The organism is Rhodopila sp., from assembly GCF_965277165.1.
Classification (GTDB): Bacteria; Pseudomonadota; Alphaproteobacteria; order Acetobacterales; family Acetobacteraceae; genus Rhodopila.
On the sequence record NZ_CBDICE010000006.1, the window covers coordinates 2,071,352 to 2,083,984 of the forward strand.

The 12,633-nt window shown below is 67.3% G+C and carries 8 protein-coding genes and 1 pseudogene; 5 read left to right on the plus strand and 4 right to left on the minus strand.

The window, feature by feature from the left end; all coding sequences use genetic code 11:
• Positions 1-155 precede the first annotated feature (155 nt).
• The 3 genes and pseudogenes from ACQY4Y_RS21700 to ACQY4Y_RS21710 all read left to right on the plus strand — a co-directional run.
• Positions 156-1,565, plus strand: a pseudogene (locus tag ACQY4Y_RS21700) (NTP transferase domain-containing protein); the annotation flags it as partial.
• A gap of 240 nt (positions 1,566-1,805) precedes the next feature.
• Entirely contained in the window at positions 1,806-3,629 is a 1,824-nt protein-coding gene (gene glmS / locus ACQY4Y_RS21705; RefSeq protein WP_428492650.1) for a glutamine--fructose-6-phosphate transaminase (isomerizing), read from the plus strand.
• Positions 3,630-3,900: 271 nt separating this feature from the next.
• Complete coding sequence (locus ACQY4Y_RS21710) at positions 3,901-5,517, plus strand: hypothetical protein (RefSeq protein ID WP_428492651.1); 1,617 nt, start codon at positions 3,901-3,903, stop codon at positions 5,515-5,517.
• Positions 5,518-5,576: 59 nt separating this feature from the next.
• Here ACQY4Y_RS21710 and ACQY4Y_RS21715 read toward each other — a convergent pair whose 3' ends face one another.
• Positions 5,577-6,956: an MFS transporter gene (locus ACQY4Y_RS21715; RefSeq protein ID WP_428492652.1), complete on the minus strand. Its 1,380-nt coding sequence runs from the start codon at positions 6,954-6,956 to the stop codon at positions 5,577-5,579.
• Between the two features lie 137 nt (positions 6,957-7,093).
• Between ACQY4Y_RS21715 and ACQY4Y_RS21720 the strand changes: the two genes are divergently transcribed.
• The gene (locus ACQY4Y_RS21720) at positions 7,094-8,020 is read left to right on the plus strand and encodes a LysR substrate-binding domain-containing protein (RefSeq protein ID WP_428493693.1); all 927 of its coding nucleotides are present in this window, start codon (positions 7,094-7,096) and stop codon (positions 8,018-8,020) included.
• Positions 8,021-8,061: 41 nt separating this feature from the next.
• Here the strand turns inward: ACQY4Y_RS21720 and ACQY4Y_RS21725 are convergent, their stop codons facing one another.
• Together ACQY4Y_RS21725 and ACQY4Y_RS21730 are read right to left on the minus strand one after the other, a co-directional pair.
• On the minus strand, positions 8,062-8,970 hold the full coding sequence (locus tag ACQY4Y_RS21725) for a PhzF family phenazine biosynthesis protein (protein ID WP_428492653.1): 909 nt from the start codon (positions 8,968-8,970) through the stop codon (positions 8,062-8,064).
• Positions 8,971-9,037: 67 nt separating this feature from the next.
• Positions 9,038-10,087, minus strand: a complete 1,050-nt coding sequence (locus ACQY4Y_RS21730) for a LysR family transcriptional regulator (protein ID WP_428492654.1) — start codon at positions 10,085-10,087, stop codon at positions 9,038-9,040.
• A 151-nt stretch (positions 10,088-10,238) separates the two neighbouring features.
• Between ACQY4Y_RS21730 and wrbA the strand changes: the two genes are divergently transcribed.
• The gene (wrbA, locus tag ACQY4Y_RS21735) at positions 10,239-10,838 is read left to right on the plus strand and encodes an NAD(P)H:quinone oxidoreductase (RefSeq protein WP_428492655.1); all 600 of its coding nucleotides are present in this window, start codon (positions 10,239-10,241) and stop codon (positions 10,836-10,838) included.
• A 329-nt stretch (positions 10,839-11,167) separates the two neighbouring features.
• On the opposite strand, the gene ACQY4Y_RS21740 is transcribed toward wrbA, so the two are convergent.
• The gene (locus ACQY4Y_RS21740) at positions 11,168-11,848 is read right to left on the minus strand and encodes a PEP-CTERM sorting domain-containing protein (RefSeq protein ID WP_428492656.1); all 681 of its coding nucleotides are present in this window, start codon (positions 11,846-11,848) and stop codon (positions 11,168-11,170) included.
• Positions 11,849-12,633 lie beyond the last annotated feature (785 nt).

The following is a 12,633-nucleotide window of genomic DNA, read 5'->3' on the forward strand; positions in this document are numbered from 1 at the left end:
TGGGCGTCTGGGAATCGTGGACGCTGGGCGTCTGGGAATCGTGGTCGTCTGGCGCCGGTGATCGGATACTGGCTGTTTGTTTGACCGCACGATCGGCTCGGCTGCGCGAAGCTGTGCGCGGCGCGGTCGCGTATCTATCGAAGCAGGGCCCGCGCATGCAAGCAACCGCCATCGTTCTCGCCGCCGGGCTGGGCACCAGGATGCGGTCGTCGATGCCGAAGACGCTGCACCGGCTGGCGGGGCGGTCGATGCTGCGGCATCTGCTGGCGACGTGCGAGGGTGTGTTCGACCGGATCGTTGTGGTGCTGGGGCCGGACATGGATGCGGTGCGACGGGAGGCCGAACCGCATGTCTGCGTGGTGCAGCAGGACCGCCTTGGCACGGCGCACGCGGCGCTACAGGCGGCGGGACACTTCGGCGATGGTCTGGTGGCCGTGTTGTATGCCGACAATCCGCTGATCCGAACGGCGACGTTGCGCCGGCTGCTGGACGGCCACGCGCCGAGGGGCGAAATCTCTGGGGGCGAAGTCTCTGGGGGCGACGTCTCTGGGGGCGCAATCTCTGGGGGCGCAATCTCTGAGGGCGACGTCTCTGGGGGCGAAGTCTCTGGCGGGCGGGCGTCGGGGGCTCTTTCGCTGCTGGCGTTTCGACCCGACGACGCGGGGCGCTATGGGCGGGTCATCAGCGATGCGGATGGGCTGGTCTCGGGCATTGTCGAATATGCCGATGCGTCGTCCGAACAGCGCGCGTTCGGGCTGTGCAACGCCGGCGTGCTGTGCGGGCGGGCCGGAGATATGCGGCGCTGGCTAGGCGCGGTGGGCTGCGACAATGCCAAGCGGGAATATTATTTGACCGATGTGGTCGGTCTGGCGCGGGCCGAGGGTCATCGGGTGGCGGCGGTGGAAGCGGCGGCGGAGGAGCTTGCCGGGGTCAACTCGCGAGCCGAGCTGGCGGGGGCCGAGGCGGTGTTGCAGGGCTGGCTGCGCGGGGCGGCGATGGCGGCGGGGGTGACGATGGTCGATCCGGGGTCGGTGTTCCTGTCGGCTGACACCGAATTGGCGGCGGATGTAACGATCGAGCCGAACGTGTTCTTTGGGCCGGGGGTAAGCGTGGCCGGCGGGGTGCTGATCCGGGCGTTCAGCCATCTGGAGGGGGCCAGGATCGGCCCGGGCTGCGTGATCGGTCCGTTTGCCCGGCTGCGGCCGGGGGCGATGCTGGAGCCGCAGGTGCATGTCGGCAACTTCGTCGAGATCAAGGCGTCGCGGCTGGGGTCGGGGGTGAAGGCCCACCACCTGAGCTATATCGGGGATGCGACGGTGGGCAGCGGCAGCAATATCGGCGCCGGCACGATCACCTGCAATTACGACGGCACCAACAAGCATCGCACGACGATCGGGGCGAACGTGTTCGTGGGGTCGGACGTGGCGCTGGTGGCTCCGGTTTCGGTGGGTGATGGGGCGGTGCTGGCGGCGGGCAGCGTGATCACCGAGGACGTGGCGGCGGATGCGCTGGCGCTGGCGCGCGGGCGGCAGGTGCAGAAGCCGGGGCGGGCGGCGGCGATGCGGGCGGCGGCGCGGCGGGTGAAGGAGCGGCAGGCGGGGGAGCGACCGGCGGTGGATGGACAGGTGGGGGAGCGACCGACGGGGGAGCGACCGGCGGGGGAGCGACCGACGGTGGATGGACAGGCGGGGGAGCGACCGACGGGGGAGCGACCGACGGGGGATGGACAGGTGGGGGAGCGGCGGGCGCTGGATGGACAGGCGGGAGATTTTCCGCCGGCGGCGGTGGTGAAGGGAAGCAATTGAATGTGCGGCATCGTTGGCGTCATCGGCGTGCGTTCGGCAGCGCCGATCATTCTGGATGCGCTGCGGCGGCTGGAATATCGCGGCTACGACAGTGCCGGTATCGCCACGCTGGTGAACGGCCGTATCGATCGCCGCCGCGCCGAGGGCAAGTTGGGCAATCTGGCGGCGGCGCTGGATCGGACGGCGCTGGCGGGTTCGATCGGCATCGGCCACACGCGGTGGGCGACGCATGGCGCTCCGACCGAGAGCAACGCCCATCCGCACGGCACCGCGCTGGTGTCACTGGTGCATAACGGCATCATCGAGAACCATGCCGAGTTGCGGGCCGAACTGGAGGCCGAGGGGCAGGTGTTCAGCACCGAGACCGATACCGAGACGGTGGCGCAACTGGTCGATCTGAATTTGCAGCGCGGCATGGCGCCGATCGAGGCGGCCGGGGCGGCGCTGCGGCGGCTGGAGGGGGCCTATGCGCTGGCGATGATCTTTGCCGGGCATCCCGACCTGATCGTGGGCGCTCAGCATGGTGCGCCGCTGGCGGTGGGGTTCGGCGAGGACGAGATGTTCGTGGGTTCGGACGCGCTGGCGCTGGCGCCGCTGACCCGGCGGATCGCTTACTTGCGGGACGGCGACTGGACGGTGGTGGATCGGCGTGGGGCGCGGTTCTTCGGCGCCGACGGCGTTGAGGTGGCGCGCGAGATCAAGGAGACCCGGATGACCGGGGCCTCGATCGGCAAGGGCAATTTCCGCCATTTCATGGAGAAGGAGCTGCACGAGCACCCGGCGGTAATCGGCGACACGCTGCACCAGATGGTCAGCCCCGGTAGCCGGGCGGTGGCGCTGCCGGATCTGGGGATCGACCTCGGGGCGGTTACGCGGATCAGCATGAGCGCTTGCGGCAGCGCATTCTATGCCGGGCTGGTCGGGCGCTGGTGGTTCGAGGCGGTGGCCAGGATTCCGGCCGATGGCGACGTGGCGAGCGAGTTCCGCTATCGCACGCCGCCGATGCCGGCGGGGGGCTTGGGGCTGTTGGTGTCGCAGTCCGGCGAGACGGCGGACACGCTGGCGGCGCTGCGCTACATGCGGTCCCAGGGCCAGCGGGTGCTATCGATCCTGAACGTGCCCGAAAGCACCATGGCGCGGGAGAGCGACGCGGTGCTGGAGACGGTGGCCGGCCCTGAGGTTGGGGTGGCGAGCACGAAAGCGTTCACCGCTCAGCTTTCGGTGCTGGCGTGCCTGGCGCTGGCGACCGGGCGGGCGCGCGGGGCGATCAGCGCGGAGCAGGAGGCGGCGATGACGGCGGCGCTGCTGGAGGTGCCGGGGCGGGCGGCGGAGGTGCTGGCGAACGATGCCGCGATCGCGGCGCTGGCGGTGCGGATTGCGAAGGCTCGCGACGTGCTGTTCCTGGGGCGCGGCAACTGTTTTCCGATCGCTCTGGAGGGGGCGCTGAAGCTGAAGGAGATCAGCTATATCCATGCCGAGGGATATGCCGCCGGGGAGATGAAGCATGGGCCGATCGCGCTGATCGATCCGGCGGTGCCGGTGATCGCGATCGCGCCGTCCGGGCCGCTGTTCGAGAAGTGCGCGTCGAATTTGCAGGAGGCGGCGGCGCGCGGTGGGCAGGTGATCGTGTTCAGTGACGCGGCGGGGGCGGCGAAGCTGCGTGGGATCGCGGCCGAAACGGTGGTGCTGCCGGCGGTCGATCCGTTCGTGGCGCCGATCCTATATGCGATTCCGGTGCAGATGCTGGCCTATCAGGTGGCGGTGCTTAAGGGCACCGATGTGGACCAGCCGCGCAACCTGGCAAAATCCGTTACGGTCGAGTAGCGAGAAGCGCCGCCGCCAGTGTTGGTGCCGGTGTGGGCGCCGGTCTTGGTGCCGGTCTTATTGCCCTTGGGGTGATGCGGTCCGTGGTTCGCTGTTGTGGGCATCGATGAAGTCGTGGCCGGGCGATTTCGTCCTGCGGGCGGGCGATTATTGCAGTGTGGCCACTAAACTGTGAACTGGATCACAGGTCCTGGCCGCTAATCTGGGTTAAGTAAGGATTGACAGATGATGAAGTAAAGGCAATATTTCGCGCCCAGGCGGGAGGAAAATCATGGCTGCGTCGCCCAACAATACAATCATCATGACGCCGAATACCATTCTGACCGATGCCAGCGGCAATCAATGGTTCATCGATACAGCGGGCCAGGTTGTGGTCGACGGGGTGGTGGACCCGACGACCGGGCATGTACAGACGCTGGCCTATGAGAACGGCCGGGTGTGGCAGATGAACAGCGCCGATCTGTGGTGGTCGAAGGCGTTGCCGAGCGATGCGTGGGGCCCGACCTATGGGACGGCGAGCAGTCCGCTGGTGGGGGTGGCTTCACCGAACGACGATTTCTATGCCGGGGTTGGGGGGTCGGTCACCGATGCCGACGACAATGTTTGGACGATTACCTCGGGTGGGCAGGTGGCGGTGAACGGGGTGGCCGATCCGACCACCGGCCGGGTCGATGAGTTGGCCTACAATAACGGCCTGGTTTGGCAGAAGAACGCGGACAATCACTGGTATTCCAAGAGTTCGGCGGCGGCGGGCTGGGTAGCGTGGCCGAACGGCGCGGCGCCGGTGCCGATCCCCGGGGTGTCGGCCAATCGGTCGTGGATCGTGCCTGGCGAGGCGGGTGGGCTAACCGATGCCAATGGCAATTCCTGGACGCTGGCCAGCAGTGGCGGCGGGCAGGTTGCGGTGGACGGGGTGGTCGATCCGACGACGGCGAACGTGGTCGAGATGGCTTTGGTCAATGGGGTGATCTGGCAGGAGAACACGGCCGGGCTGTGGTATTCCAAGGTGGCGCCGTCGGATGCCTGGAGCGCGGGAACCCCGCTCAATCCGTTCAACGGCAGCGGGCGGGTGCCGACCTCGCTGACCTGGGTGGGCGGGGGCAACAACCAGGCCTCGAACGCCGCCGACTGGTCGCCCGGTGTCGCGCCGGAGCCGGGGGACGTGCTGTCGATCGGTTCGGGGACGATCAACGTTGCCGGGAACGCGCTGGCCGGCGACACGCTGGCGATCGTTTCGGTGGCGGGGGCGCAGCCCGCGGCGAGCACGGTGATCAACACCAGCGGGGCGGCGACGCTGAGCGTGGATTCGGCCAACTCGCCAGACTATGAGTTCTTCGCGACGGTGCGGATCAACGCCGCGGTGGGCAGCACGCTGACGCTGAACGCCAATCTGGCGACGGCCTCGACGACGATATCGGGCGGGACGGTGAATTTCGTCGGATCCAACAGCTTCGTGGGCGCGACGCTGATATCGGCCAACCTGACCGGGTCGGGCAGCATCGCCATTCCCAGCGGCAATCACGTGCTTGGTTCGATAGAGGTCAACGGAGCGGTCGGCAGCGGCCTGACCTTCCTGATGGGTTCGCTCAACGCCCATTCCGACCTGACCATCGACCGGCCGATTGCGTTCGCCGGAACGATCGAACTTGGGGCGTCGCCGGTGACGCTGGGGCATGTCACGTTTACCGGGGTGCAGGCGAACAGCGCGGAGTTGCTGAATGGCGTGCTGCAGCTGTTCAAAGGAGCGAGCGTGGTCGACAGTGTCCGGTTGAGCGAACCTTATGGGCAGGCGATCCAGTTACATCAGGTGGCGGCGGGGGTGGTGCTGACGGCGGGCACCGACAACGACACCGGCAATGCCGGGACGGTGATCCCGCTGAAGGCGTAGCGGCGCGGGCTGGTCTGGGTTCGGGCTGGTCTGGGTTCGGGCTGGTCTTGCCGGGTGGATCAAGAATGGTCGGCGCGGGCCACTGAGGCCAATCGGGGCGACAGGAGAACCGCGAGCGGCACGACGGCGAGGGCTGTCGCCGCTGCCGTGGTGGTGGCCCAGGCGGGTCCCGCGGCATCGCCGACCCAACCGTAGAGCACGGGGGCGAGTGCGCTGGAGCCGAGCGTGCCGGTGTAGAACAGGGCGAAGGCGCGCTCGATACTGGCGCGCTCGATCTTGGCGGGCGCGACACTGGCCTTTTGGACACTGGCCCTTTCGACACTGGCGTCCGCGACACTGGTGGGCGAAATACTGGCGTGCGCGACCTTGGCGCGTGGGAGTTTGGCGCGTGGGAACTTGGCGCGTGGGAGTTTGGCGCGTGGGAGCTTGGCGCTGGCGGCAAACTCCGGCACCGTGCCGTAGAGCACCGAGGAGGTGCCGTTGAGCAGCAGACCGAGCAGCGGCAGTGCGGCCAGGGTGGGGGCGAGCGGCAAGGCGAGGATGGTCAGGATCGCGGCGGCGGTGCCGACCTCGGTTGCGATGACGGTGGCGGGCAGGCCGGCGCGGGCTCCGAACCAGCCGCAGGCGGCCTTGCCGCAGGCGCCGCCGATGAAGACCAGGGACAAAGCGAGGCCGATGGTGGTCAACGGGGCGCCCTTGGCCTGGAGCAGGAAGGGCAGGAACAGCAGGAAGCCCATGCGCGCGGCGCTGTCGAGCACGCCGATGGCGAGCAGCAGTCCGAAGCCGCCCTTGCCGGCGGTGGCGGCGGAGGGCGTCGGCTGGCGAACGGCGGGGGGATTGGTGACCGGGGGCATGAGCCAACGGATCAGCAGGGCCACGACGCTGCCCAGGCCGGCGATGACCCATAGCGTGGTGCGCCAGTCGGTGACCGTCAGCAGCAGGGAGACGGCGGGCGGGATCGCTGCCTTGCCGAGGTCGCCGGCGAAGTTGTAGGTGCCGAGCGGGCCGCGCGCGGCATTGCTGTAGGCGCTGGAGACGGCGGCGGAGGCGAGCGGGTGTTGCGTGGCTCCGCCGGCCCCGGCTACTGCGAGGGCGGCGCAGAGTCCGGCCAGGCTGCCGGACAGGCCGGCCAGGGCGTAGCCTGCGGCGCACAGCAGCGTGCCGAGGGCGAGGACGGTGCGGGCGTTGAGATAGCGCGCGAGATGGCCGGCGGGGACCTGGAGTACGGCCAGGGCGCCGACGTAGAGCGCGCGCAGGACCGCCAGGGCGCCGTAGTCCAGCGCGAATTGGGTCTGCCAGACCGGCAGCAGCACATAGATCATGTCGGTGAGGCCGTCGTGGGTTGCGTGCGCCAGGCTGGCGAGGGCGAGGGTTCGTCGGGCGCGCGCCTTCGCCGGCGGGTTTGCGATGGCGGTTTCGAGGATAGCGGGGCGGGGCATCGGCGATCCCTGTTTCTTGTGCCGCTTTGGCTGATGCGGCGCCGCGGGGGCGAATTTCACGCGGGGGAGAGATCGCCATCTTTCGTGCGGCGGACAAATGATCTATTCTGCGGTGTCGGGTCAGGAAAACTCACGTGATGGTCCCCTCCCCTGGACATCGCCGGTTGCTGCCGCCGCTGAATGCGGTGCGCGCGTTCGAAGCTGCTGCCCGCCATGGCAGCTTCAAGCAGGCCGCCGCGGAGCTGGCGGTGACGGATGGCGCGGTTAGCCGCCAGGTCGCCCTGCTGGAGGCGTGGCTGGGTGGGCCGGCGCTGTTCCAGCGGCTGAACCGTGGGGTGGCGCTGACGACGGATGGCGATGCGCTGCTGGCCGAGTGCGGGCCGGCGCTGGATCGGATCTCAGCGGCGGCGCGCCGGCACCGGGCGCGGCGCGGTGAACAGGCGGCGAGGGTGCTTCGGGTCAACGCGCTGGCGACGTTCAGCCTGCGGTGGCTGCTGCCTCGGTTGGGGGTGTTCCGCGAGCAGCATCCCGGCATCGAGGTTCGGTTGACCACGTCCAACGCGCCGATCGATGGCTTGGCGGAGGACTACGACGTGGTGATCCGCGGCGGTCCGGATAGTTTCCATGGCTTTGTCTCGCATCCGGTGGTGAGCGAGCGACGGTTGCCGGTGTGCAGCCCCGCGGTTGCCCGGCGGCAGGGGCTGGGCGGCGTTGCGGACCTGGAGCGGGTAACTCTGCTACACGTCGCCAGTATGCCGAGGCTGTGGCGCGACTGGCTGACGGAGGCTGGGCATGGCGGCTTGCAGCCGGGGGCGAGCGTGACGCTCGATCACTTCTATCTGTCGATACAGGCGGCGATCGATGGGCTGGGCGTGGCGATGGGGCCGACCGCGCTGGTTAGCGACGAGCTCGCGTCGGGGCGGCTGACGACGCCGTTTCCGGAGGTGAGCCTGCCGGCGCGGAGCTACTTTGCCTATGTTCCGCAGGCGGGTCCGGCGAATCCGGCCAGTGCTGCGTTTCTGGAGTGGCTGGCGGCTCAGGGGGCGGTTGCAGCGGGTCGCTGAAGCGGCGTTTTGCGGACTTCAGACTTGCAGGGTGCCGCGCATCAGACTTGCAGGGTGCCGCGCATCACCGGCACGCAGGTTCCGGCGACGCTGGCCGAGACCGGGCCCTCGACGGCCTTGACGGCGGAGGCGATGATCAGGCTGGGGCGGCCCATCTCGACGCCCTGTTCGATGGCGTATTGCAGGTCGAGGTTGTCGCCCGGGCCGATCGAGGTGAGCAGCGCGGCGAGGGCGGCGTTGGCGCTGCCGGTGGCGGGGTCCTCCTGGATGCCGCCGAGGGGGGCGAACATGCGGGCGCGGATGCGGCGGTCATCGCCGGGGAGCCAAGTGTAGAGGTGCAGCGAGACGTGTCCGGCCAGTTGCGGGAAGCGTTCGGCGGCGGCGCGGAAGGCGGCGAGGTTGGGGGCGGCACGGGCCAGTGCCTCGGGGCTGGCGACCTCGGCGATGACGAAGGGGGTGCCGACGGAGGCGACCAGCGGGGTGTGGCTGAGCGTGGCGATGTCGGTATCGGTCAGGCTGGCGCAGGCGGCGACGACCTCGACGGGGATGCCGATGTCGATGCTGAGCGAGCGTGGGGCGGCGACGCGGGCGCCTGAGATGGCGCCGGCGGTGTCGCGCAGGATATGGACGCGGACCAGGCCGGCGATTTGCTCGAAGCTGTAGTGTTCGGGCGGGTCACCAGCCATGCTGGCGAGCACGAAGCCGGTGCCGACGTTGGGGTGGCCGGCGAACGGCATTTCGTGGGCGGGGGTGAAGATGCGCACGCGGGCGTGGTGGCGCGGGTCGGCGGGGGGCAGCACGAAGGTGGTTTCCGAAAGGTTGAATTCGGCGGCGATGGCTTGCATCTGGGCGTCGGTCAGGCCGGCGGCGTCGGGCAGGACGGCGAGCGGGTTGCCGGCGAAGCGCTGGTCGGTGAAGACGTTGACGGTGTGGAAGTCGTAGGCGGGCATGGCGGCCTCCGGGGTGGATGTGGGGCGGCGAAAGCGGGGGTGGTTCGCGAGGTGCGTCCGGTGGCGGTTAGCGTCGGGGGCCGGTGTTGGCAATGGCGGGCTGGCCGGGTGGGGCGGTTTCGCGGTGGCGGTCGGTCTTGGCGATGGCGGTTCGCCGGGTGGGCGGTTTCGTGGCGGCGGTCCGGGTGGCGAGACGATGCAGCGCTGGCTTCGCTTGGGCCTGTTGACCGAAGCGCCGCGTCAGCCATGTCGCCGCCGGTCCGAGGGGCGTGTCGACGCGGTAGATCACGTCCACCGGGAAGTCGAACGCGGCCAGGTCGGGCATGGCGAGCGTGACGAGGCGACCTTTTCGGATGTCCTCGGCCACCATCCACCGCGGCATCACGCCCCAGCCTAACCCGGCCCGCAGCAGCATGTGCTTGGAGGCAAGGTCGGCCAGCCGCCAGGTGCGATTGCCGATGACGTGGAAATCGCGCCCCGCGGTCAGCGCGGAGCGGTCGTAGATGACGAGTTGGGTGTGCTCGCGTCCCGCGCCCGGTGAAAGGCCGCCGGGAGGCGGCGACGCGAGCGGATGGGTTGGCGCGGCGACGGGCACCATCCGGAGGGTGCCGACATTGACCCGGTGCAGCGCATCATACTCAAGCGCGAGCGGGCCGCTGACGCCGATCGAGGCGACCTTGTCGAGCACCAGGTCTGCGACCGCGCCCAGGGTCTCGACGTGAAGGTGAAGTCCCACGGTCGGAAACTCGGCGCCGAAGGCGGTCAGCGCGTCAACCACGCGTTCGCTGGGCAGCATGGAGTCGAGGGCGACATGGAGCTCGCCCTCGAGGCCTTGCAGCATACGGCCCACCTTGGCGCGAAGGCTGTCGAGCCCGGTGGTGAGAATACGGGCTTCGGTCAGTACGATGCGTCCGGCCGGGGTGAGGCTTGGCTTACGTGTCGTGCGGCGATCGAACAGGGTGAGGCCGAGCTGGGCCTCGAGATTGGCGATGGTGTAGCTGATGACCGAGTTGGCGCGGTTCAGGGTGCGCGCGGCCGCGGCGAAACTTCCGGTCTCGACCACGGTGATGAGCACACGGAGCTGGTCGAGGGTGGGTCTGCCGGGATCGGAGGACATGTCGAATTATTCGAACCTGATCACCGATGGTTTGTCGGTTTTTCAACCGCTGCATGGTTCCTAATCTTTGTTGATGGGCTTGGCCAGCGACGCCGGGGCGTCGGGGCCAGGGCCATGACGGCGGTCACTTATCGACAGGAGCAGCAACGCGATGACGAAGGTTCTGGTGCTTTATTACTCGACCTACGGGCATATCGAGACGATGGCTTACGCCATGGCCGAGGGGGCTCGTGCCGGGGGCGCTTCGGTGGATGTCAAGCGGGTGCCCGAGACAGTGCCTGATGAGGTGGCGCGGGCCGGGCACTTCAAGCTGGAGCAGGCGGCGCCGGTAGCGACAGTGGCGGACCTGGCGGGCTATGACGCGATCATCGTGGGCACCGGCACGCGCTACGGCCGGATATCGTCGCAGATGGCGGCGTTTCTGGACCAGACCGGGGGTCTTTGGGCGCGCGGGGCGCTGAACGGCAAGGTGGGCGCCGCGTTTGCGTCGACCGGGACGCAGCATGGTGGGCAGGAGATGACGCTGTTCTCGATCATCACCAATCTGCTGCATCTTGGGATGGTGATTGTCGGGCTGCCGTACAGCCATCAGGCAATGATGACGCTCGATGAGGTGGTGGGCGGCGCGCCTTACGGTGCGACGACCATCGCCGGCGGTGATGGCTCGCGGCAGCCGAGCGGGATCGAGCTTGCCGGGGCGCGTCATCAGGGAGAGTTGGTGGCGCGGACGGCGGTGAAGCTGTTCGGGTGAACGCCGTTGTGCCGATGTGGTCCGGCGCCCCGGGTGGGCGCCGGGGTGGACGGTAGGCCCCAACCGGGCGGCGTGCCGAACGGATGAACCGGAGCAGGCGTCGGCGGAGGGGGGGCGATCCGGGATGACCGAAGGCTGGGACAATCGGAGGCTGGGATAATCGGAGGCCGGGAACACCGGCGGTGGGATCGGTCGCGTAGTATTCATTGACTATCAAACGGTCTCAGAGGGACCCAGCGGAGGCCTGGGCGGCCCTGTCAAGTCCCTCTTTGAACCGAAGCCGTTCTGCAGACGTGAAGTAAAGCCCACCGAACAATTGCAAAGCTTTTTTAAACGCGTGCGGCAGTGCGGCGCTTGACAGCACCAAGACCGAGCAGGCCAACGCCCATAATCGCCAGGGACATCGGCTCTGGCACGTTTTGCATGGTGATCGTGTTGGTTACTCCGCCTGGGCCTGACATTGTGACGATGTATTCCTCAGTCTCCGAATACGGCCCGGTCAAATCCGGCGTGGCGTTGATAAAGCTTGCCGCGTCGGCGTTCGACTGAGTGAATGTATACGAAGCCAGTTCAGTGCCGCCGCCCGGTACCGCACTATTGGTTGGGTCGAGATAGGTCAGTTCCTGTACCGACGTGACGTTGCTGGGCGTGATCCAATTATTGGATGTGAAGCCGCTTTGCATGTTGAAAGGGCCTTGAGGCGTCGTCAGGTTCGATTCAGTAACCCACAGGTAAAGCGTGCCGGCGTTGATGGATCGAATATCTACCGACGTTGAGGTCAAGTCTGGTTGAGTCAAGAACGGAGACCCGGCAACACTGACCGTGATGTAGGAAAAATTGGGCTCCTGAGTACTCGAGTCAGTTAGGGCACCGTTACTGCTCTGCAACTGGAGTATGGGATTGGTGCTGTCTTCATCCCCGTAGAGGGAAATGAGCGGATCAGCCATAGCTGGGGCTACGCAGGTCAAGCCGCTGAGGACCGCCAGCGCGGAGAGAAGGGAATATTTCATGGTAGGCTTTGCTCCTGTTGATCTAACACAGGCAACAAAGCACATCCCGTGCCAACTGATTTCCGCATCATATCGAACATTCGTGTATGTAAAGCTTCTACTTATTGGTCTGGGTGCCGATTTTTTCCTGCAAGAACGCGCGTTTTTACATACAAGAGTATGGTGCCAGTTGTTCGGCGCATGTCGGTAGATTTTACAGAGTGCTTTCAGGTCGAACTGACTTGCCCTGAATGACACTTGTATGTAATGAGGGATTGGCATCAGACCTAGCTTGTATTCCGCGACTCCACTTGGTGCGGGCGCGATGGCAAGCGGGCTTTGCAGCTGTCGTAAAACGTTACACCTCTTGCGCGCGGGTTTGTTACGACCACCGCGGTTCAGGCGTGTTGCTTTGGCGTATCATCAGGGTCGGCAGCCTATTCAGCCGGATCAGCAGGACCAGGCAAGCTGATCGTGCTTACGTCGAAGTGGCCAGGGCCGAGCCCAGGCCGGTTGAGCCCAGGCCGGTTGAGCCCAGGCCAGAGTTGAGCCCAGGCCAGAGTTGAGCCCAGGCCAGAGTTGAGCCCAGGCCACCCGCGGCGGTCGCGCGAGGCTTGACCTCGGCCAACTCGAAGAAGGCTGGCTCGGTAATCGGATAGGTCGGCGGACCTGGTCTTGCAAGTCAGGACGGCGGGAGTTTGCGCGTGCCGGCGGGTCAACCTGGGCCTGCGATCGGAAGATGCGACCGCCTTCTGGACGGGACTTCAAGGATGCGGGGTGCCAGTAGGGGATGCCAGTTGGGGGGG

Bases quoted from the DNA above. Each gene is read 5' to 3' on its own strand.
- glmS (WP_428492650.1), top strand. From the start codon at position 1,806: ATGTGCGGCATCGTTGGCGTCATCGGCGTGCGTTCGGCAGCGCCGATC.
- ACQY4Y_RS21710 (WP_428492651.1), top strand. From the start codon at position 3,901: ATGGCTGCGTCGCCCAACAATACAATCATCATGACGCCGAATACCATT.
- ACQY4Y_RS21715 (WP_428492652.1), bottom strand. From the start codon at position 6,956: ATGCCCCGCCCCGCTATCCTCGAAACCGCCATCGCAAACCCGCCGGCG.
- ACQY4Y_RS21720 (WP_428493693.1), top strand. From the start codon at position 7,094: ATGGTCCCCTCCCCTGGACATCGCCGGTTGCTGCCGCCGCTGAATGCG.
- ACQY4Y_RS21725 (WP_428492653.1), bottom strand. From the start codon at position 8,970: ATGCCCGCCTACGACTTCCACACCGTCAACGTCTTCACCGACCAGCGC.
- ACQY4Y_RS21730 (WP_428492654.1), bottom strand. From the start codon at position 10,087: ATGTCCTCCGATCCCGGCAGACCCACCCTCGACCAGCTCCGTGTGCTC.
- wrbA (WP_428492655.1), top strand. From the start codon at position 10,239: ATGACGAAGGTTCTGGTGCTTTATTACTCGACCTACGGGCATATCGAG.
- ACQY4Y_RS21740 (WP_428492656.1), bottom strand. From the start codon at position 11,848: ATGAAATATTCCCTTCTCTCCGCGCTGGCGGTCCTCAGCGGCTTGACC.